Source organism: Mesorhizobium sophorae (genome assembly GCF_002270415.1).
GTDB classification, from domain to species: Bacteria; Pseudomonadota; Alphaproteobacteria; order Rhizobiales; family Rhizobiaceae; genus Mesorhizobium; species Mesorhizobium sophorae.
The window spans coordinates 121,948-142,660 of record NZ_NNRI01000021.1; the positions used below are offsets into that span (position 1 = coordinate 121,948).

Genomic DNA, 20,713 nt, shown 5'->3' on the forward strand with positions numbered 1-20,713 from the left:
GAGCAGCGGCATGGCACGAGCTTACAGCCTGGATTTGCGGACGCGTGTTATCGAGGCGATAGAGGCAGGCCTGTCGACCCGAGAAGCGGCACGGCGGTTTGCCATCGGGATATCGACGTCTGGTGCATGGTATCGGGCCTGGCGTTCGAGCGGCAATCTGGAACCTGGGCGGCAGGGCAAGCCGAAGGTATCGAAGCTGGACGCGCACGAGACTTTCATTCTCGCCTTGGTCGAGACCGATGAGCGGGACATCACGCTTGCCGAGATCGTCGATCGCCTTGCGGCAGAGCGCGGGGTCAAAGCCAGCCTGACGACGGTCCATGCGTTCTTCGCAAAGCGTGGCATCACGTACAAAAAAAGACAGCGCACGCGGCCGAACAGCAGCGACCGGATGTTTTGGCAGCGCGGGAAGAGTGGTTCGAAGGCCAACTCGATCTCGATCCGAGCCGCCTGATCTTCATCGACGAAAGTGGCCTCAATACCAAGATGGCCCGGCTACGAGGCCGCTCTGCGCGTGGACAGCGTTGCCGGGCGGCTGTTCCTCATGGGCACTGGAAATCCACGACCTTCACGGCCGGCCTGCGCCTCGACGGGATCGTCGCGCCCTGGCTCCTGGACGGCGCCATGGATGGCGAAGCATTCCTGGTCTACTTGCGCCGCGTCCTCGTGCCGACGCTTCAACCCGACGATGTCGTCGTGATGGACAACCTGCCTGCTCATAAAGTGGTCGGTGTCCGCGAAATCATCGAGGCTGCGGGGGCTTCCCTTCGCTATCTTCCGCCCTACTCCCCGGACTTTAACCCCATTGAGATGGCCTTCGCCAAGCTGAAGGCTTTACTGCGAAAGGCAGCAGCCCGGTCCATCCCGGAATTATGGGACGCCGTGGCCGTCGCCATCGATCGTTTCCACCCCAAAGAATGCGAAAACCTGTTCGCCCACGCCGGCTACGATGCCTAACCGTGATTATCCAGAAACTGCTCTAGCGGTGTCTGTAGCCAAAAGCCATAAGAACAAGATCATTCGCCGGCTAGTAGTGCCGCCGTACCGCATGTCACCGGAGATGGCGACCAATTGATAGAAACGTAGGGCGAGGCCCGCGCCATCACCACGCTGGTGATGCTGCCATCCGAAGCCTTGAGCGAACAGGACCTTGCCCAGCAACTCAGCGTCAGCCGCACGCCGTGCGTGAAGCGCTCATTCGGCTTGCCTATGAAGGCCTGATTGACATCCTGCCGCAGCGCGGCAGCTTCGTCGCGCCGATCCGGCTGAGCGACGTGGAGGAAGCCCAGTTCATTAGTGAGTGCTCAGTGTCACTGTCGTGCAGAGGCTGGCCGGCCACGACTCGAGTGATTTCATCGCCGACGGCAAAGCGAACCTCGCCAGGCAGGCAAAGGCGGTTGCCGAGGGCGCCCGCGAGCTTTTCCTCGATATCGAGAACGCTGTGAGGAGGCCGGCCTGCCCCGGAGCTGGCGGGTCATCCAGGTGGTCAAGCTGCGATGGATCGTGTGCGCTACCTTAGCTTGCCCGAGCGTCGCCACCTCGAAACGCAGCTTGCTCAGCATGTGGCGATCTTCGAGGCCGTTGAAACCGGCGAGGCAAAACAGCCCGGTGCCCGGATGGCTGCGCATCTGCGCGAAGTGCTGTGGACGGTGCAGCGGCTCAACGTGGCGTGTCCCGACCTGTTCGGCGACTAGCGTCGCTTCCATGCGGCTTGTAAGAGCGCGGCCCTCATCGTTTGGCCGTCATGCGACTTGGTGGCCTTTCGATCCGCATCGTTCAAATCCCAGACTGCTTTGTACGCGACCGGATCGGAACGTGATAGAATTCAACCAATTACTCGACATATAATAGAGTGCCCCGACCCGGCCACCTGCAGACGAGCCAGTTTTCTCCATCAAATGGGACAGACCGGTCGTTGCTCGCTTATCTCGAGGCGCCGGCGTGATGATGCATATGACGCGCGGGCAAAGTGGCGGACCTGATGGGTAGCGCCCATTGCTGGGATTTGTCCGAAGGAGTCTCCGCAGCGAGTTGACCCATTCAAAATGGGCCGCTCGTTGATCAAAACAGCAATATGATCGACCCTGTTACGTTGACCGTTCAGGCGTAATCACCACGAAGGCCTTGGCTTCCTTGCCGTCGATAGCGACGCCATTGTGCTCGAAAGAGGATTCGAACTGGATGCAGTCTCCCGGTCCGAGGATCATCTCGGTTCCGGCAAAGTCGAAACGGATGCGCCCCTCCAGCATCAGCAGGATCTCCTCGCCCGCATGCCGGAAACGCGGCAGCTGGACGTCTTCGATGCAGGGCAAGGTCAGGAAGAATATCTCGGATCGCGGATTGGCCTTGTTGAAGGAGGCCACCTCATAGACATAGCCAAGCTCGCTGCCGTTGCGGTTGATCGGCCTTCGTTCGTCGGCACGGACGATGGAGATCGGCCCCTTCTCGCCGGGCGAGATGAAGACATCGGACAACGGCACGCCATAGACGTCGGCCAGCCGGCTGACCACCGCGATCGAGGGCTGCGAAACGCCTGATTCGACCTTGGAGAGATAGCCCTTGGTCACCTCTGCCTGGCGCGCGGCCGCCTCCATCGTCAGGTTGGCGGTCTTGCGAAGCCGGCGCAGGGACGCGCCGATTTCTCCCATCTTTGCGCTGACGTCCATTTTCCTCCCCCGATCGATCGGAGCACACGAAAACCGCTGGCGCGTCGCACGCTGCGTGTCGGCATAGTCGACGGGATATCGCATAAATCGTGTTGACATGAAAGTTTTCTTGTAGGAAACATCTAGGAAACATCAGTCGTTGTCCGGGAGGAGATGGATGCGACAGCCCATGTCGCGCCGCGTTTTGGCGCGTGCCGAAAATCTGCGCCATCTGTCCGCCGGCAGCCTCTTCGGAGCAGTGGCGTGAGCGATCCGCGCCCCATGGGTCTTCACGGATCCAGCGCGGTTCGTGCCGCGGCGGCGGGACCAACGGTGGCATCGCTGTTTCGCGACAGTGCCCGCGCCAATGCTGCCTCGCCCGCCATCGTCGGGGCTGGCAACACAATCAGCTACGGGATGCTCAACGAGCGTGTGAACCGGCTGGCATCGGCGCTGCGGCATGATGGCGTGATGGCGGGTGATCGTGTCGCAATCGTCTCGGAGAATCGGTCGGAATACATCGAGATCGTGCTTGCTTGCGCCAAGATCGGAGCTATCGCCGCTTGCCAGAACTGGCGGCAGGCGGCACCGGAACTCGCCCATTGCCTCAGGCTTGTCGAACCGCGCTTCATCTTCGCCTCGCCGCGCTTTGCCGAAGCGGCGGCAAGCCTCGGGCTGGCCTACCCGCTGGCCCTGTTCGGCGACGGCTATGAACATATGCTGGACACAGGCTCGCCGCAGGAGCCGGATATTTCGGCAAGCGCCGAGGATGGGCTGCTGATCCTCTACACCAGCGGCACCACCGGCCTGCCCAAGGGCGCCGTCATCAGCCACCGCGCCATCATCGCCCGGGCGCTGGTGATGATGGCCGACTGGGCTATCCGCCCAAGCGACGGCTCGATCGCCTGGTCGCCGCTGTTCCACATGGCGGCAGCCGATCCGGCCCTTGCCGCACTCTGCCACGGCGCGCCGGTCTACATCGTCGACGGCTTCGATGCTGATGCTATCGCCCAGGCGCTCGCCGAGATCGATGTTGGCTGGTTCGTGCTGATGCCGGGCATGATCGAACGCATGATCGAGGCGCAGCGCCGCGCGCCCAATCCGCCGCGGCGGGTCGCCGCCGCCGGCTGCATGGCCAATCTCGTACCGCCAGCGCAGATCGCGGAAATCTCGCGGCTGGTCGCGGCACCTTTCCTGAACAGCTTCGGCTCCACCGAAACCGGCATTGCACCTGCCAGCGGCGACAAAATCCCCGCCGGTGCCTTGCCCACCTCTTTCGCCAAGCGGCAGACCTCGTTTTGCGAAATCCGGCTGGTCGACGAGGACGACCGCGAAGTGGCGATCGGCGAGGTCGGCGAGATGACGCTGCGCTCGCCGACCCTGTTCAGCGGCTACTGGAACGCGCCTGAGGTAACCGAGCGCGATTTTCGTGGCGGCTGGTTCCATATGGGCGACGATTTCATCCACAACGCTGACGGCACGCTCACATTCGTCGACCGCCGCAAATACCTGATAAAATCAGGCGGAGAAAACATCTATCCAGCCGAACTGGAACTGGTGCTGAGGGACCACAAACGCATCCGCGAAGCGATCGTCGTGCGGCAGCCCCACCGCCGCTGGGGCGAAGTGCCTGTCGCCTTCGTCGTGCCCGCCGATGACGGCCTGACCGCGGACGACGTCATCGCCTTTCTCGACGGCAAGGTCGCGCGCTACAAGCTGCCCAAGCGGGTGATCTTCGTGCGCGACGAAGAGCTCGAACGCAACGCCACCGGCAAGATCCAGCGCCAGCCGCTGGAACAGAGGCTGGCCAGCGAAGCCGAGGCGCGCCCATGAGATCTTCCGCAGCCTTCGTCTTCACCCAGGAACGCATCGTGATCGTCATCACGCTGGCGCTTTTCGTGCTGTTCTCGGCCACGCTGAGCAACTTCCTTACCGCAGGCAACATCCTGGCGCTGATCCAGAATGTGTCGATCCTGGGCATCCTCGGCGTGGCCATGGCGCTTGCCATCATCGGGCGCGGCATCGATCTCTCCGTCGTCGCGACCATGGCGGTGTCAGTGGCCTGGGTGCTGCAGCTTTCGAACAACGGCGTGCCGATCGATCTCGCCATCCTGATGGGTCTCGGCCTGGCGCTTAGCATTGGTTTGGCCAACGGTTTCCTGGTCGCCTATATCGAGATCCCCGCAATCTTCGCCACCCTTGCCATGGGCACGGTCGCCTACGGCTTTGTCCGCTCGCTGCTGCTCGACGACAACCTCATCTATCTCAAGGGCGCGTCCGACACCTGGTTCGAATGGATCGGCAGCGGCCAGGTGCTCGGCGTGCCGAACGCGGTGTTGCTGTTCGGTCTCGTCGCGCTGGTGGCACATGTCATCCTGCGTATCACCGTGGCCGGCCGCTTCCTCTACGCAATGGGCGACAACCCGGTCGCGGCGCGATCGACCGGTGTGCCGATCCGGCCGCTGATCCTGCTGCAATATGTGACTTCGGCGGCCATCGCCTTCATCGCCGGCGTCATCGCCGCCACCTCGGTCGACAGCGTCGAAACCCGCATCGCGCGCTCGAACCTGGTCTACGACATCATTCTCGTGGTGGTGATCGGCGGTGTCGGGCTGTCCGGCGGCAAGGGCAGCATCCGCAATGTCATCGTCGGCACGCTGATGATCGGCGTGCTGGTCAACGGCATGACGATCATGAACGTCCCTTACACGCTGCAGAACATCATCAAGAGCCTGATCCTGCTCGGGGCGATCATCGTCGACTCGATCATGAACCCACGCGACGAGCAGACGTCGCAGCAGGGAGACATCTGACGTGCGGTTGCCGGCCGCACCCAACGCAACATCCGGCTAGGGAGGAACTCAACGTTGGAACATGGGAGGAAAGCAATGAATAAGCATATGCTGGCAACGCTGCTTGCGGCAGCAATCGGAACCGCTGGGCTGATCGGCGCCGTGCGCGCCGAGCAGCCCGATGACGGGCTGGTCAATGAAAGTGCTGCGGCGATGAAGGGCAAGAAAGTCGCCTTCGTGCCAATCGCCATGGGCTTCGACCTGACAGAAGCCTGGGCCGCCGGTCTCAAGCACGACGCTGAGAGTCTCGGCTACAATCTGACCATCCGCGATCCGAACTGGAGCGTCGACGCCGGCGCGCAGGCGTTCTCGCAGCTGATCTCCGAGCAGCCCGACGTCATCGTCGTGCACCCGCCGGAGATCCAGGCCTATACGCGGCTGATCCAGCAGGCGAACGCGCAAGGCATTCCGGTCATCACCATGAACCTCAAGGCCGACGCCAATGGCGACGTCTTCATCGGCGCCAACTGGTACGACATCGCCGTCAAGCAGACCGAGGCGATCGTCAAGTCTTGTGGCGCGGGCAGCGGCAAATCGGGCAAGATCGCCGTCATGCAGGGTGTGCTGACCAACCCGACCTCGCAATATGGCATCCAGGCCATCGAGGCGACGCTGAAGCAGCATCCGGAGGTGCAGATCGTTTCCAACCAGGCGGCCGATTGGGATGCCAGCAAGGCGCATGCCATCGCGGTCACGGTGCTGAAGGCCAATCCCGACCTCTGCGGTTTCATCGGCATGTGGGACAATATGGACGTCGGCATCGCCGCGGCCATCAAGGAGGCTGGCAAGACCGGCCAGGTGGCGCTGGTGAGTTCGGGCGGCGGCAATCAGGCATCGGCCTGCGACAATGTCGCGAACGGCAATTTCTCGACCTACATCAGCTACGATGCCAAGGGCCAGGCGCGCGACCTGATGATGGCCGTGCGCTCCATCCTCCAGAACAAGCCTGCGGAACCCGGCGCCAAGGCCTACGCGCTCTACACGCCACTGAAGACGATCACCAAGGACAGCAACTATCCCGGTGCCTGCTGGAACCTTGACGACGTCAAGAAGTACGGCCCCTGACGTCCGCCGGCCGGTGCCCGGCTCTGAGCCGGCGCCGGCCGGTCCAGCAATTCCTGATCGATGATTTGATGCGCGAAACACTGACCCGACTGCGCTACAGGCTGGTGCCGGACCATGTTCTTGGTGAGATCCTCGCCAAGAACTGGATCGACAATGCGATCCCGTTCGTCATCCTGCTGTTGACGCTTGCCGTTCTCGGCGCGCTCATTCCGGGCCTGTTGACGCTTGGCGGCCTCAGCGGGCTGGCGCCGCAGTTCGGCGAATGGCTGCTGGTCGTGCTTGCCATGACCATCGTCATGCTCGGTGGCGGCATCGATCTCAGCGTCGGCTCGGTGTTCGCGCTGTCGAATTTCGTGACGCTGGCGCTGGTCAACATGCTGGGCTGGCCGATCCCGCTGGTGATGCTGATCGCACTCGCCTGTGGCGCGGCGGTCGGCCTGGTGAACGGGGTGCTGGTCGGCTATCTCCGGCTGCGCGCTTTTCTGACCACGCTGGTGACGCTGATCATCGTGCGCTCGGTCGTCGACATGCTGATCCTCGCCTATGCTGTGAAAGTGGCGCGGCCCGTTACCCGATCGGCGATCTGGGACTTCATCAGCTTCAGACACGTGCTTGGCATGCCGGTCTCGCTGGTCGTCGCACTGACGGTCGCGATCGCCGGCCATGTCTTCCTGACGAGGTTGCGGCCCGGTTGGCAGATCCTTGCCGTCGGCGGCTCGCGCCGCTCGGCCTACAATGCCGGGCTACCGGTGCGCCGGACCGTTGCCATGACCTATGTCGTCTCGGGCACGCTGGCGGCTGCGGCCGGCATCTTCTACGCCTCGCGCCTCAACGCCGCGGGCTCCGATACCGGCGTCGGCATGGAGGTGCTGGCGCTGACGGCGGCCGTCGTCGGCGGCAACAGCCTCGGCGGTGGGCGCGGCTCGGTCTTCAAGGCGCTGCTCGGCACCATCATCGTGCTGATCGTCTCCAACAGCCTGATCCGCCTCAGCCTGCCGACCGGCGGCAGTTCGCTGGTGCTCGGCCTGGTGCTGCTCGCGGCGGTGGCCATCGACGTCAAATGGCTGAAGAACCGCGGCAAGGTTCTGTCCCGTGTCTATGTCTCGCCGACCTACATGAAGCTCGGCCGTTCGCCCGAAACCGGCGAACATTCCAGCTCGCCCTATGCGGTCAACGACCGGCTCAGGGATGTCGAACTGATCGGTCTCGGCGAGATCGACGGACCGGAGGATCCGATCCTCGATGCCGAAGGCAATCTCTACAGCGGCACACGCCAGGGCGACATCATCCGCTTCCTGGCTCCCGACTACAGGCGCAAGGAAGTGTTCGTCCACACCGGCGGACATCCGCTCGGCATGGCCTTCGACCGCGAAGGCAATCTCGTCACCTGCGTCGCCGGCATGGGCGTCTACCGCATCGGCCCGGATCGCAAGGCGGTGAAACTGTCGGACCAGACCAACCGCAGCTGGTTCTCGGTGATCGACGATTCGCGCATGCGGCTCGCCGACGATCTCGACATCGCGCCTGACGGGCGGATCTTCTTCAGCGAGGCGACCATCCGTTTCGACATGTCGGAATGGATGGTCGACGCGCTGGAATCGCGCGGCAACGGCCGCATCATCTCATTCGATCCGCGCAGCGGCTCGACCCGTACCGTGATTTCGAAGCTGCGCTTCCCGAACGGCATCTGCATGGCACGCGACGGCCAGTCCTTCTTCTTCGCCGAGACGTGGGGCTGCTCGATCTCGCGCTATTGGTTCGACGGGCCGAAGCGTGGCACGCATGAGGTGGTGATCCCCGACCTGCCGGGCTATCCCGACAACATCAACCGCGCCTCCGACGGCGGCTACTGGCTGGCACTGGTCGGCATGCGCACGCCCGCCTTCGACATGGCGCTGCGCAAGCCGGGCTTCCGCAAGCGCATGGTCGAGCGGGTGGCTCCGGATTCCTGGCTGTTTCCCAACATGAACTATGGCTGCGTGGTCAAATTCGACGAGACCGGCCGCATTACCGATTGCCTGTGGGATCGCCGGGGCACCAATCATCCGATGATCACCTCAATGCGGGAAGATCGCGGCTGGCTCTATCTCGGCGGCGTCTCCAACAACCGGATCGGCCGCTATCGCATCCCGGGCGCCGATCCGGAGTGGACGGCCTCCGCTTCCTATCGCGGGGACAAGCCATGATGGCCGCGTTTTCCCGCTGGTACGACCGCCTGCGCGGCGCCGGTGCCTTCGCCGTGACGACGCCGCCGATGGACGGCGCGCTGCAGCCCAACCAGGCGATCGAGGCGGCCGATCTGCTGCACGCCGCAGCCGCTCCGGACAATCTCGTGCGCAGTGCGGTAGGCCTCCTGTTTTCCAGCGGCAACGCGATCCTGCGGCTCGACAGTGGCGACGAACTCGTACATCGCTTCGACGCTGACATCAGCGCATTGGCCGCAAGTCCCGACGGCGCGCTGGCGATCGGGCTGGAGAGCGGCCGGGTGCTGATCCAGGGCGGCGCGCATGACGGATTGTCGATCGACAAGCTCGACGGCCGTCCGCTCGTCTGCCCGACGGCGCTTGCCTTCGATGACGCATCCACCCTGATCGTCTGCCTGGGATCGAGCAGCAATGCGCCGGCGCGCTGGAAGCGCAACCTCATGCAGCAGGGCGCCACCGGCTCGCTCTGGCGGGTGCCGCTTGGCGGCAAGCCGGCCTGTCTCGCCGATGGCCTCGCCTATCCCAACGGCATCCTGCTTGCACCCGACGGACGCCTCGTCGTCTCGGAAAGCTGGCGCAGCCGCCTTGTCACCATCGAGGCCGGCGGCAGAACCACGATGCTCCTCAGCGATCTTCCCGGCTATCCCTCGCGGCTGGCGCCACGCGCAGGCGGCGGCGCCTGGCTGGCGGTCTTCGCGCCACGCGGCCAGCTCATCGAGTTCGTGCTCGGCGAGCGGGATTACTGCGACGAGATGATGCGCGACATCGAGGAGGAATTCTGGATCGCGCCCTCGCTCACCGCACCCCACTCCTTCCTTGAGCCGCTCCAGGGTGGCGCGCTGAAGCAGCTCGGCATGCTGAAGCCCTGGGCGCCGACCCGCTCGTTCGGGTTGGTACTGGCACTGGATGCGCAGTTTCGGCCGGTGGCGAGCTGGCACAGCCGCGCCGACGGCACCAGGCACGGCATCACCTCCTGCATCGAGGACAAGGACGGGCTGCTGATCACTTCCAAAGGCGGCGATGCAGTGCTGCGGCTTGGGCCCGAGATGCTGCCATGAACGACAGGCCGGTGCTGATCGAGATGCGCGGCATCACCAAGCGCTATGGCGGCGTCGCCGCCGTCGAAGCCGTCGACTTCACGCTTCGCAAAGGCGAAATCCATGCCTTGCTCGGCGAGAACGGCGCGGGAAAATCGACGCTGACCAAGCTGATGGCCGGCGTCATCCAACCGAACGCGGGCGAGATCCTGCTCGAAGGCGTGCCGGTCTCCTTCGCCTCGCCGGCCGATGCCATGCGGCGCGGCATCAACATGGTCTATCAGGAAAACAGCCTGGTGCCGTCGATGACGGTGGCGCAGAATATCTTCCTCGGCGACGAACGCTTCTTCAACAAACTGCGTCCGCTCTACATCGCGGCCCAGCAATTCCTTCAATCGCTGAACTTCAACGTCGACCCATGGGCGAGCGTCGCCGGCTTGGGCGTTGCCAAGAAGCAGATGGTCGAGATCGCACGCGCGGTGCGCCAGAACGCCCGCGTCATCGTCTTCGATGAGCCCACGGCATCGCTGACGCCGGAGGAGAAGCACCATTTCTTCGCTTTGGTCCGGCGATTGAAGAACGACGGCGTCTCGGTCGTCTTCATCAGCCATGCGCTGGAGGAAGCACTGGAACTCTCCGACCGCATCACCATCCTGCGCGACGGCAGGCTGGTGATCAGCGACGACCGCGCGAAATTCGACCGCGAGCGCATCGTTACCGCCATGGTCGGGCGGGCGCTGTCGCGCGACCTCTACGGCGAAGGCGGGAAGCCGCGCCGCAAGCCCGGCGAGCGTGTGCTGTCGGTGCAGAACCTGTCGATGGGCAAGGTCGTGCGCAACACCTCCTTCACCGTCTATGCCGGCCAGATCACCGGCATGTTCGGGCTGATCGGCTCGGGCCGCACCGAAACCGCAAAAATCATCGCCGGCATCGCCAAGCGCAATTTCCTGCATGGCGGCGAGACCAGGCTCGGCGAACGCTCCGTCCGCTACCGCGTGCCCCGGCAGGCCGTCCACGACGGCATCGTCTACGTCACCGAGGATCGCAAGGTCGAGGGCTTCTTCGACACCATGTCGATCGCCGAGAATGTCGGCGTCGGTCACATCGCCGCCGGCTTCAACAAGGGCCTGGTGGTGAGGATGTCGCAAATCGCGACGGTTGCCCGCGACTGGAGCCAGAAGCTGGCAATCCGTTCGATCAACGCCGACGCCCGCGTCATTGAACTGTCGGGCGGCAACCAGCAGAAGGTCGTCATCGCCAAAGGGCTGGTGCAGAAGCCGAGGATCATCATCTTCGACGAACCGACGCGCGGCGTCGATGTCGGCGCTATCGCCGAGATCCACCAGTTGATCGAACGCCTCGCCGAAGACGGCCTCGCGGTCATCGTCATCTCGTCCTACCTGCCTGAAATCCTCGGCCTCAGCGACCGCATCCTGGTCTGCCAGAAGGGCCGTGTGGTCGAGGAATTCCGCACCGAGGACGCCACCGAAGAAAAGATCATGTACGCCGCCGTGCACTGAACGGCGGCGCCAGCAATACCAGGAGGCCCCATGCCAATGCAGAAAGCCAGAGCAGCCGCGGTCGGAATTGGCGAAGTGCCATCCGGCCGGTTTCCCGAACGCAGCGAGATAGAGGCGGCGATCCTCGCCTGCCGGCAAGCCATCCTCGACGCCGGCATGTCGCCGCGTGACATCGATGTGGTCATGCCGGTCGGCGCGCTGGCGTCGCGCCACTTCAACGTCGACCTGGTGTTCTCGAGGCTCTGCGAGGAGCTCGGCATGCTGCGCTCGGCCCGGATGAACGTGCAGGTGATGTCGGGCGGCGCGACCAGCGCCAGCATGCTCGCTTTGGCCGAGGGACTGGTCGCCAGCGGCCTTGCCCGCAACGTGCTGTGCGTCCATTCCGATGCTGTCGGCTCGCTGCCCAAGCAGGCCGGCATCGACCTGTTCTCGACCACCGGCGTCTCCGAGGAATGGGAAGCACCATACGGCCACAACATGAACGCCGTCGGCGCGCTCGCCTCCAACCGCTACATGCACGAGACCGGCACCACCGACGAGGAGATGGCGGCACTTTGCGTGTCGCTGCGCAAATGGGCCGAGCTCAACCCGCACGCGATGTTCCGCACGCCGCTCACCATCGAGGAGGTGCTGGCCTCGAAGATGGTGGCGACGCCGCTCAGGGCCAAGCATTGCAACATGCTGGCCGACGGCGCGGCCGCCTTCATCGTCGCCCGCGCCGAGGATGCCAGCCACATCACGGCAAATCCGGTCTATGTGCGCGGCCACGGCTCGCTCGTCACCCACTACACGACCTCGCAGGATACCGACCTCGCCAGGCTCGGTTACGAACAGGCGGCGGCGCAAGCTTACGAAAAGGCCGGCATCGGCCCGAAAGATATCCAGATCGCCGAGCTCTACGACGCCTATCCGGTGTTCGCCATGATCGCGCTGGACGGGCTGAAGCTCTGCCGTGGCGAGCGCGCCGGCGCCTTTGTCGCGGCTGGCGAGACCGCGCCCGGCGGCTCGATGCCGATGACCACCAATGGCGGCATGCTTTCGCAGGGACATACGGCCGTCGGCGGCGGCATCGCGGTGCTGGTCGAGGCCTTCCGGCAACTGATGGGCAAGGCCGGGGCGCGGCAGGTGCCGAACCTCGTCAACGCGGTTGAAACCGCCTCGGGCGGGACGTGGATGGATTCGCACGTCACCATCCTGTCGAAGGAGCATTAGCATGACCAACTCCCCTCGCCCGCTGCCCCACCCCAGCCACTGGTCGGCCGGCTACTGGCAGGCCGCCGCCGAACGGCGCTTCGTGGTCCAGGAATGCGGCGACTGCGACAGGCCGATCATGTACCCTAAGCGTGTCTGCCCATACTGTCTTGGCGAGAGGCTGAACTGGCGCGCGTCGGCCGGCAAGGGCGAGATCTACGCGGTGACGACGCAGCTCGCCGGCCCACCGACCGGCTTTGCCGACCGCTTGCCCTATGTGCTCGCCGTCATCCGCCTAGACGAGGGCGTGCAGCTGATGAGCAACATCGTCGGCGACAGCGCGCTGGAGGCCCGTATTGGCGACCGGGTCAGCGTCGATTTCGAGCCGGCGGGAGACATGGTGCTGCCGGTTTTCCGTCTCGAAAAGACCGGAGTGTCGCAATGAGCGTGGCGGCACCGGTCGCCGTCATCACGGGTGGCGCCAGGGGCATTGGCGGCACCGCCGCCGGAATCCTCAGAGATCGCGGCTGGAACGTGCATTCGCTCGACCGCCAGCCCAATCCGGACCCGGCGATCACCAGCCATATCTGCGACGTCACCTCGGACCACGAGCTGAGCGCCTGCGCTAGCGAGATCGGCGGGATGGATGCGCTGATCGCGTGTGCCGGGATCAATCTGCGGCCGGACGACAACCGCGCCGAACAGCTGACGCTCGACGCATGGAACAAAACCCTTGCCGTCAACCTGACAGGGGTGATGCTCAGCGTCCGTGCGTTCCGCCCGGCGATGCACAACGACGGCGCCATCGTGCTGCTGTCGAGCATCGCGGCGCTCAGGGCAATGCCGCTCGCCGATGCCTACACGGCCTCGAAGGGCGCCCTGGTGGCACTGACCCGCTCCTGGTCGGTCGACTATGGGCGTTTTGGCATCCGCGTGAACTGCATCTGCCCTGGCCCGACCGCAACGGAGATGATGTCCGGCGTCATGGAAGGCTTCTCGTCCAGCCAGCAATTGCAATTGCCGCAGCAACGGATGGCCCGGCCGGAAGAGGTGGCAAACCTCATCGCCTTCCTGGTCTCGCCGGAGGCATCCTATATTTCCGGTGCCATCATTCCTGTCGATGGCGGAGCCGCCGCCCACAGCGCCGGCATGCCGTTTCCCAAGCGCCGAGTCAAAAAGTAAATGCCACTATCCAGAGGCGGCCTTCACGAATGCAAGACGTTCCGAGTTTCATGGTTTCAGTCTGCTTCTGCGAGGTGGTTATGGCTCCGGCGATGACCCCCTTGCTTGAGGCCGCGCAGAGGGCCGGCGCGCATGTCCACCGGGAGACAGGATGCTGATCGGCCAGATCGAGGCAATGTCCGCCTTTTTTACCGATGGCACTGGCTAAAATGGAGCCGGTGATTCCAAAACCACACCGGAGGCTGGCGGTCAGCCCCCTATTGCTCTCACGGCCTCCGCAATTGTCTGGGCATTCGGGAGAAGCGCCTTCTGCAGTACGGGGCTCGATGGCATTCTGACGTCGGGGGTCGTCAATCGTGAAATCCTGACATCCATTTCCGGAACGAGTTCGCGAATACGCATGGCGATTTCGGCAGCGAATCCCCCCGTCCTCACCGCCTCGTGGACAATGAGCACCTTGCCTTTCGCCGCTGTCACGGCGTCGACGATAGCCTTCTCGGCAAGTGGGTTCAGCCAACGAAGATCCAGCACGCCCACATCGAGCTGTTCCGCTGAAAGAGCCTCGGCTGCCGCGAGAGATGGCCCAACCATGGTTCCCCAAGTGATGATCACAGCGTCGTTCCCGTCGCGGCGCGTTCTTGCCATGCCGACAGCTTCAGCGCCATCGGTCAGCTCCACGGCCGATTTCGTTTGGTAAAGGGAGCGGGATTCAATGAGGCCGGTAATTTCTCTGGGGTTACGCGGCGCGCAGAAGGGGTGGTTTGGGCTTGAATAATGGGCGCACGTTTGGCTCTGGCTGTCGGAAGGGTGCCCGCAGCCGATCGCGAAGTTCGCAATTGATCTCCGCCGTCCGGACTTGCATGAGCATGTGGGCCCCGTAGGAGGACCTGCGCATCTGCTGCTTTTTGACCATCCGCTTGCCGACGAGTGAATTCACCGCCGACTCGGCCAGAGCGGAGGCAACGCGAAGCCCAGCCCGATAGCGCTTTCCATAGTTGACGATCGCGCCGCGATCAGGAGCTGCGAGGCGAGGCTATAAGGCCGTGCGATCGAGAACTCGCCGTCCCTTTGCGAGTCTTTCAGTCTCGCCAGGAGTTGCTCCAGGTCGCGGATCGCGCCATCGACCCGCCCGTGCCAGAGACGCCACTTCACGGCTTTGATGTCCTTGTCGATGGTTGGAAGCACTTCAAAAGGGTCGGACTGGGAACGATGTGATCGGCGATCTGCTGCATGGGCTGGATCTTCATGGCAATGTGGAACCAGTCGATGATGTGGGCTGTCGGCTTCGGCATGGCGCGGGGCAGCCGCTTCAGGATTTCGGCGCCGTCCGAGATCACGGTGACGTTGCCAAAGCCGCAATAGCCTTCTTGCTGAAGTGCGTGGAGGGCTCGATCCCGGATTGCAGCCTGGTCGGTGTTGCTGGTCACGAGGTAGCGGCCACCGACATCACCCCGACCGCCGCGGCCGCATCGAGCTACAACGAGCTCGAAGTTTCGCGCGGAATTGGGATCGGCGCTGCGAACATGTGCCGTATCGATGCTGATGACGAACTCTTTGCGTCGGTCGCCGGGAAGCTGCATTTCAAGCTGGCTTCGATCGTGCCTTTGAGCTCGCGCGCGCCTTTCTTCCTTCGCGATCTGTTCATCGAGCCGTTCACCGATCCTGATGGTCCGCTTGCGCACGGTCACGTACGTCTCGGTGGGTTCAATGGGCAGAAATTCGCCAAGCACCTTCGCTGCCTGCCGATACGGCATCATGCTTCCCAATCGCGCCGTCAGTTCAATCAGTTCAGGCGTGGCTCGATCAGGGCAGATCTCGTTGAGTGGTGCGAAGGCAGCGACCATGCCAGGATGGCACTTCCGGCAGAGCATCCAACGGGGATTGCGAACCTCCACCGTGCCGAAGACAGTCCGGATTTTGCGCGTCGTATAGCCCTTGACCGGCCGGAACGTGTGGCAATCCGGGCAGACGCGGCGAAAGAGCGAGTAGGTCTCCGCCTCGTGGCTGACGACCGCGCTCTGCAGGGCCGCCATGATTTTCTTTCCATCGTCGATCGAGAAGCCGATATCGCCGTCGAACAAGCCCTTCCAGCTCTTGTCGATGCGGACCTCCTTCCGGCAGGTGTCGCCAAATTCGTTCCTGCCCTCGATCGTGATCGTCCATTCCACTGCCATCGCTGCCTCCTTGAAGAAGCGACGGTGATGGACTGCTTGGGCCAAACAACCCGTATTCGACCCCAGAGAAATTACCGGTCTCGATATCATTACGCCGAGGAGTCTCATTATTAAATGCAGCGCGACACACTACCCTGTCGGCCTCCGGGAGAATTTGGACAATCGAAAGTTCGGGCGAAATCAGCGAGCGGAAGGCATGGAGCACGGGCAAATCACGGCGTCGACTGCGATTCCGACTCTATGAACTTATTCGCACCGTCCGTGAATCCCGGCACCTGCACCAAATATGCGGAAGAACCCCTGTTTGTCGTGCGGCAATCGCTTGTTCAGTTTCGGCGGTAGAACACAATGATGTCGTTTTGCCTGCCTGATGGCCCCAACGCCGCTGTGTAGGGCACGCCACCGATGGTGAAATTTGTCTGCGGCTGCGACGGGCTCGGCAGCGCGCCCATGTAGTGCATTCCGCGCATGAGGTCCTCAGGCGCGCGCTGATCGCCGTGTTGCCAGCCGGGGACGTAGATTGCTAGATCCGGCGCCGGAGGCGCGTTGGGCACGTGTGCTGCCCCAAAAATCCATGCCCCGGCGCCTTGATCCGATGGGCCTGGCTGGTTAACGGTTGGCGCTGGCGAAGGCGCATTCATTCCCTGCCAAATGGGCGGCGGAGAAGCGCCGCCCGGCGCCGCCTGGGCCGCATCATAATCGCCCCAAAGCTGATCTTGATTGTAACTTGACACTCGCGACGGGGATGACTGCGGAGAAGCGCCACCCGGCGCCGCCTGGACCGCATCATAATCGCCCCAAAGCTGGTCTTGATTGTAACTTGACACTCGCGACGGGGATGACTCATGCTCTGGTGATGGCCGTTGCACTGGCTGGCGAGAGCTGCCCTCCGCAGCATGCGAGGTGCCCTCTCCAAGGGTTTCCCGATACCTCTTCAGCATGCTCACCCCACTCTGGACCCTGGGGTCGTCCGGACACAGCTCCCTAGCATAAGCCTTCAGCGATTCGTCACTAAGTCCATTAAGAGACAAATTGTAACGCTGCTGGAGCCTTCCAGACAATCTGCGGAGACTCGTGGAATTGTTAGATATAGACCCAGCCTCAAGCCTCCCGCGAGCCGCACCACCCGCATTATGGATTAACGCCGCATCTTCAGGAACGACATCATACCGCCTTCCCTGTCCCTGACGCGAGGTACCCGCTCCAGAGGCACCCTCTCCATAGGCACCCTCGCGGTACGCCCTAAGCATGCCCAACGCCGTAATGACCCGGGCTTCACCCGGAAACAGTTGCTTAGCATAATCCTTCAGCGACACGTCACTAAGTCCATTGAGAGACAAATTGTAACGCTGCTGTAGTGCTTCAGATAACTTGCGGAGACTCGAACCGTTCACGACTGCGGAGCGATACGCAATCTTCTGGCAAGCCGCATTACGCGCATTCCGGATGAGGGCCGCGTCATCAGGGGCGATGGCGTACCGCCTCCCATGATCGGGAGCGTCCTGCTGGCCCGCCTCTTCCAGGTGCTCCTCAAAGTCGCGCTGCGCGGCCTCCTCCGGCTGGCCCCCCTGTCCTGCCTGCTGCTGGGCCAGCATCGCGTAGTACGAGTTTTGCCAATCTGGTGAGAAGGGATTGAAGTTCTTCGGATCCATAATTCACCTCCGTGGTTTGAGAGATCCATCTAGCGAGGAACTATCCTGCCCGCATCCGCTGACGAGAAGCTGACGAGGCCCGCAGTTCAAAGACTGACAGCGCAGGCCTGCCGTTAGAAGCAGCGCTGAAAGGAAAAGGGCCAGGCGGTTTCAGGTGCATGGGGAAGGACTATTCACAAGATGTGCGAACGGGCCATTGCGTCCGCACTCGAAGGCGTCAGCGGAGCGTCAGCTAACGTGACATCCTCTCGGCTCTTACCGGTGCAAGAACAATGCAGGATCGATTTTTTTGTATTTGCTGACGCTGGCGCCGAACAGCTCAATGCACGAGTATGTGATGGCGTGCAAAATTTTGCTCCGATTTTTATCTGTTGCCACCGTCGGCACTGCTGCTTGCGCATTGGCTCGGCCTTCCAACTCCCACATCAGCCATCAATTCGAATTGAACGGTCGTCAGGTCTTCTGCTGCGCCACAATCGCACGCGTTCGAATGTCGGACCGACGGTACGCATACGCTAAAGGCCGCCTACTGACGCGTACCTTGTGGCGGTAGTGTCCGCTTAGATTAAGTGGACGCTTGGCAATGAAGTAGCTATGGAACAGCCGTCGAGGGTGGAAGCGAGCACGCCCGCGGCTCTGCCGCTGCCGACGGATGCGGGCCGACAGCGGACGCGCCGCTCCTGGACGGTCGAGCAGAAGCTGGCGATCATGCGCGAGGTGCAGAAGTCCGGTGATCCGGTGGCGGTTGTCGCGCGGCGTCACGACATGAACGCGAACCACTTGCACATCTGGATGAAGCAAACCCGGGAACGGAGATCGGGTGACCGATCCGAGACCCCACCAATCGCCTTCATTGAAATGGGTGTGGTCGGTCACAGCGTGCACGATGTAGAGCCGGAAGAGCCGGGTCCTGTGCGATCGCACTCCGAAGTGCCAGCTGCGAGCTGCCAAGCGGTGTCTACCGGTGGCCGGATGGAAATCGTCGGGGCCAACGGCCGGCGTGTGATCGTTGACCGCACTGTCGACGTCAGTGTCCTGCTGCGGATCTTGCAGGGCCTGGAAATGCTGCGATGATCCCGACAGAAGGCGTGCGTGTGTGGTTGGCGACAGGCTACACCGATATGAGATGTGGCTTTCCATCGCTGGCGCTCCGGGTGCAGGAGGTCCTCAAACATAATCCCCTTGGGGGGGAACCTGTTTTGCTTCAGGGGGAAACGCGGAAATTTGTTGAAGGTCATATGGCATGACGGCCAAGGAGCATGCCTGTTCACAAACTAACTGGCTTCATACTACAGCCCTTTCCTTGAGATCGGAGCATTTTGAGGAGTTGAGTCGGCGGATAGCCTCTGCCCGATGGGCAAGCTGGTTCCATCGGCTGCACTGTTTGGCTGGGACGTGCGGTCCTGGCAGCTCATAGAGGCTGATATAGCCGTTGTAGGTATGTCTTTTCACGATGTCGTATTTCGCCCATCTGACCAGGGTACATTCGGTGATCCCGAGTTTTGCGCAGGCTTCTGCTTTTGTCAGCATTCCCCGCTCGCGCTCTCCGGCAGATAGCCCGCTTCACGAAAGGCGACAGCACCCGTGATACCGCCATGCAGTTGCCGGTCGCCTCGATCACCACCTCGTCCGTCGCCAAAAGGCTCTTGACGAAGCCTTCCAGCGCCGTCCGGGTCAAATCTACTTTTGTCTCCAGAGTATCCGAAACACTTGAAGGTCGCGGCTTGAGCGTAGGCCAGATCGGTGATCTCGCTACCAAGGCGCGCGATGCAGGCTTTCCTATCCTTAGCGATCACACATATGAAAGCGCGTTGTGGATCATCGCCGAAGGGATGCGGCAGGGAGGCCGAGGCGTTGCTTACGAGGTACGTCGTTCTGGCCGATCGTCCGGTACCGGACGCCTTGGGTTACCTCACAGCAGCTCTGGAGGTTTCATCCCGCGGGCTCAGTCGGAAACGACTTTCAGAATTGCAGACAATTGTCGCTGCCCATGCCACACGGTACGATCTGCTAATCATCACCGAGTTGGACCATGCCATTCCACTTGGCCCAGAGCGCGACACGAACGCGATCTTTCGCTTAGCCGCAGGCCAGCATGTAACGGCTGTGATCGATCAGGTCCGGCCTCAAGCCATTCGCATGACATCAAAAAATACGGACGAAGTCGTGGCCGGTGCCGTCGAACAGGCTCTTGGCCATTTCAGCAAAGGAGGTTCTTGATGTCTTTGTTGCAGGTTCGAACAACCATAAACAAGATTATCAATTCCGCCGCCAAAGGCGGCGATATCAGCACAAAAACTTTGATCGAAGCGCTGCGAAAAGATTATGCCGTGATCATTTCAGCCGCACAGTCAGAACTCGAAACCATCGCGTTGACCAAGATTGTAAACGAAGTTGCCCGCCGGCGTGTCCGAGAGGTGCCAGGTCAGAGCGAGCTTCTCGGTGGCTACTCCGGCATCTGGCAGACCATTGTCGTCAAAAGCCGCGGACCTGACGGCAAACTGCGATATGAACGTAAGGCAATAAACGTTGCTACGCCCGAAGAGGTTGAAGGCTGGCTGCAAGAACACACACAAACGCGCCGCAGTCAGCCAGAGAAATTTGCTGGTATGCGCCGTATGCTAGAGGATGCAAGGAACGTTGGTGGGGCCAACGGCGCCACCATCGGCAGCCTCCTGGCCGAGAAGCGCCGCCGAGAGCTGGCCGCGGAGTAGCTCACAACCTTAAGCTCTATGAGCCTCGCAGTAGCGTCAAGGCATTAGCGGTTCTAGGAACATCCAGCTGAGCTGTTTGGAGCCACCGGCCTTGCCGAAGCTGTGTTGGAAAATAGAATGTTGACTGTCGATAGTCACTTACGAGAGCGTGCCGTTCAACGACCGAATCGTGGAGATGCAGGTTTTCAGAATTGGTTCTGCCGATTTACGATTTTACGAGCATTGCGTGCCGTTCAACCCCGCGCATACGACGAGGCGCTCGGGATCGACACGCCGCGCATGTGGACTGCCGCTCGCAACCGTGGGCCACTAAACAACACGCGCCGCCTGACCTCCCCAAAATCCTCATGCTCCCCAAATGCAGAAATACCCAGAGCTATCCTCCCGTGGCTCGCGGGTTCGTTCTCCGGAGGCTTCGGGCCCCTATCGGCAGCGAAGCCCCCGACCGACCTTTATCGAGAGGTGTTTGGCTGAGGC

Annotated in this window: 19 protein-coding genes and 3 pseudogenes; 16 read left to right on the plus strand and 6 right to left on the minus strand. The window is 62.4% G+C overall.

Annotated elements, in window-relative coordinates; genetic code table 11:
- Positions 1-10 precede the first annotated feature (10 nt).
- Together CGZ66_RS28735 and CGZ66_RS28740 are read left to right on the plus strand one after the other, a co-directional pair.
- A protein-coding gene (locus tag CGZ66_RS28735) for an IS630 family transposase (protein WP_417568608.1) occupies positions 11-957 on the plus strand; the annotation gives its coding sequence in 2 pieces (ribosomal slippage) (positions 11-352 and positions 355-957; 945 coding nt in all).
- 539 nt (positions 958-1,496) lie between these two features.
- Complete coding sequence (locus tag CGZ66_RS28740; RefSeq protein ID WP_095090231.1) at positions 1,497-1,694, plus strand: GntR family transcriptional regulator; 198 nt, start codon at positions 1,497-1,499, stop codon at positions 1,692-1,694.
- A gap of 393 nt (positions 1,695-2,087) precedes the next feature.
- On the opposite strand, the gene CGZ66_RS28745 is transcribed toward CGZ66_RS28740, so the two are convergent.
- Positions 2,088-2,666, minus strand: coding sequence for a helix-turn-helix domain-containing protein (locus CGZ66_RS28745; RefSeq protein ID WP_167392290.1), 579 nt, complete (start codon positions 2,664-2,666; stop codon positions 2,088-2,090).
- Between the two features lie 243 nt (positions 2,667-2,909).
- Here CGZ66_RS28745 and CGZ66_RS28750 point away from each other — a divergent pair, with 243 nt between their 5' ends.
- The 9 genes from CGZ66_RS28750 (at position 2,910) to CGZ66_RS28790 (ending at position 13,696) form a co-directional block, all read left to right on the plus strand.
- Entirely contained in the window at positions 2,910-4,478 is a 1,569-nt protein-coding gene (locus CGZ66_RS28750) for a class I adenylate-forming enzyme family protein (RefSeq protein ID WP_245331272.1), read from the plus strand.
- Positions 4,475-5,458 carry an ABC transporter permease gene (locus CGZ66_RS28755; RefSeq protein ID WP_095090234.1) on the plus strand — a complete coding sequence of 328 codons (984 nt, stop codon included), beginning with the start codon at positions 4,475-4,477 and terminating at the stop codon, positions 5,456-5,458. The genes CGZ66_RS28750 and CGZ66_RS28755 overlap by 4 nt, the downstream gene beginning before the upstream one ends.
- A 75-nt stretch (positions 5,459-5,533) precedes the next feature.
- A complete protein-coding gene (locus tag CGZ66_RS28760; protein WP_095090235.1) occupies positions 5,534-6,562 on the plus strand; it encodes a sugar ABC transporter substrate-binding protein in 1,029 nt (342 codons plus the stop codon).
- Positions 6,563-6,630: 68 nt separating this feature from the next.
- Positions 6,631-8,748, plus strand: coding sequence for an ABC transporter permease (locus CGZ66_RS28765; protein WP_095090236.1), 2,118 nt, complete (start codon positions 6,631-6,633; stop codon positions 8,746-8,748).
- On the plus strand, positions 8,748-9,824 hold the full coding sequence (locus CGZ66_RS28770) for an SMP-30/gluconolactonase/LRE family protein (protein ID WP_095090516.1): 1,077 nt from the start codon (positions 8,748-8,750) through the stop codon (positions 9,822-9,824). Before CGZ66_RS28765 ends, CGZ66_RS28770 begins: the two co-directional genes overlap by 1 nt.
- A complete protein-coding gene (locus CGZ66_RS28775; RefSeq protein ID WP_095090237.1) occupies positions 9,821-11,323 on the plus strand; it encodes a sugar ABC transporter ATP-binding protein in 1,503 nt (500 codons plus the stop codon). The genes CGZ66_RS28770 and CGZ66_RS28775 overlap by 4 nt, the downstream gene beginning before the upstream one ends.
- Positions 11,324-11,353: 30 nt before the next feature.
- Positions 11,354-12,535 carry a thiolase family protein gene (locus CGZ66_RS28780; protein WP_143748881.1) on the plus strand — a complete coding sequence of 394 codons (1,182 nt, stop codon included), beginning with the start codon at positions 11,354-11,356 and terminating at the stop codon, positions 12,533-12,535.
- Position 12,536: 1 nt separating this feature from the next.
- Positions 12,537-12,959 (plus strand): Zn-ribbon domain-containing OB-fold protein, encoded by a 423-nt coding sequence (locus tag CGZ66_RS28785; protein ID WP_095090239.1) that lies wholly within the window; start codon positions 12,537-12,539, stop codon positions 12,957-12,959.
- Entirely contained in the window at positions 12,956-13,696 is a 741-nt protein-coding gene (locus CGZ66_RS28790; protein WP_095090240.1) for an SDR family NAD(P)-dependent oxidoreductase, read from the plus strand. The genes CGZ66_RS28785 and CGZ66_RS28790 overlap by 4 nt, the downstream gene beginning before the upstream one ends.
- A 249-nt stretch (positions 13,697-13,945) precedes the next feature.
- On the opposite strand, the gene CGZ66_RS28795 is transcribed toward CGZ66_RS28790, so the two are convergent.
- The 3 genes and pseudogenes from CGZ66_RS28795 to CGZ66_RS40425 form a co-directional block, all read right to left on the minus strand.
- Positions 13,946-14,374 carry a transketolase C-terminal domain-containing protein gene (locus CGZ66_RS28795; protein WP_206073795.1) on the minus strand — a complete coding sequence of 143 codons (429 nt, stop codon included), beginning with the start codon at positions 14,372-14,374 and terminating at the stop codon, positions 13,946-13,948.
- 58 nt (positions 14,375-14,432) lie between these two features.
- Positions 14,433-15,870 (minus strand): annotated as a pseudogene (locus tag CGZ66_RS28800) (ISKra4 family transposase).
- Between the two features lie 326 nt (positions 15,871-16,196).
- Entirely contained in the window at positions 16,197-16,340 is a 144-nt protein-coding gene (locus CGZ66_RS40425; protein ID WP_206073796.1) for a hypothetical protein, read from the minus strand.
- A 1,776-nt stretch (positions 16,341-18,116) separates the two neighbouring features.
- On the opposite strand from CGZ66_RS40425, the gene tnpA reads away from it, so the two are divergent.
- The 3 genes and pseudogenes from tnpA (at position 18,117) to tnpB (ending at position 18,800) form a co-directional block, all read left to right on the plus strand.
- Positions 18,117-18,596: an IS66-like element accessory protein TnpA gene (tnpA, locus tag CGZ66_RS28815; RefSeq protein ID WP_095090243.1), complete on the plus strand. Its 480-nt coding sequence runs from the start codon at positions 18,117-18,119 to the stop codon at positions 18,594-18,596.
- A pseudogene (locus CGZ66_RS41580) lies at positions 18,593-18,685 on the plus strand (hypothetical protein); the annotation flags it as partial. The gene tnpA and the pseudogene CGZ66_RS41580, both read left to right, overlap by 4 nt.
- Positions 18,651-18,800 carry an IS66 family insertion sequence element accessory protein TnpB gene (gene tnpB / locus CGZ66_RS41585; protein ID WP_342586882.1) on the plus strand — a complete coding sequence of 50 codons (150 nt, stop codon included), beginning with the start codon at positions 18,651-18,653 and terminating at the stop codon, positions 18,798-18,800. The pseudogene CGZ66_RS41580 and the gene tnpB, both read left to right, overlap by 35 nt.
- 6 nt (positions 18,801-18,806) lie before the next feature.
- On the opposite strand, the gene CGZ66_RS40050 is transcribed toward tnpB, so the two are convergent.
- Positions 18,807-19,052 carry a hypothetical protein gene (locus CGZ66_RS40050; RefSeq protein ID WP_167392282.1) on the minus strand — a complete coding sequence of 82 codons (246 nt, stop codon included), beginning with the start codon at positions 19,050-19,052 and terminating at the stop codon, positions 18,807-18,809.
- Positions 19,053-19,074: 22 nt separating this feature from the next.
- Positions 19,075-19,209: pseudogene (locus tag CGZ66_RS41790) on the minus strand (IS110 family RNA-guided transposase); the annotation flags it as partial.
- Positions 19,210-19,424: 215 nt separating this feature from the next.
- Here CGZ66_RS41790 and CGZ66_RS39455 point away from each other — a divergent pair.
- Together CGZ66_RS39455 and CGZ66_RS28830 are read left to right on the plus strand one after the other, a co-directional pair.
- Positions 19,425-19,742, plus strand: coding sequence for a hypothetical protein (locus CGZ66_RS39455; RefSeq protein ID WP_206073798.1), 318 nt, complete (start codon positions 19,425-19,427; stop codon positions 19,740-19,742).
- Complete coding sequence (locus tag CGZ66_RS28830) at positions 19,742-20,236, plus strand: hypothetical protein (RefSeq protein ID WP_095090245.1); 495 nt, start codon at positions 19,742-19,744, stop codon at positions 20,234-20,236. The genes CGZ66_RS39455 and CGZ66_RS28830 overlap by 1 nt, the downstream gene beginning before the upstream one ends.
- Positions 20,237-20,713 lie beyond the last annotated feature (477 nt).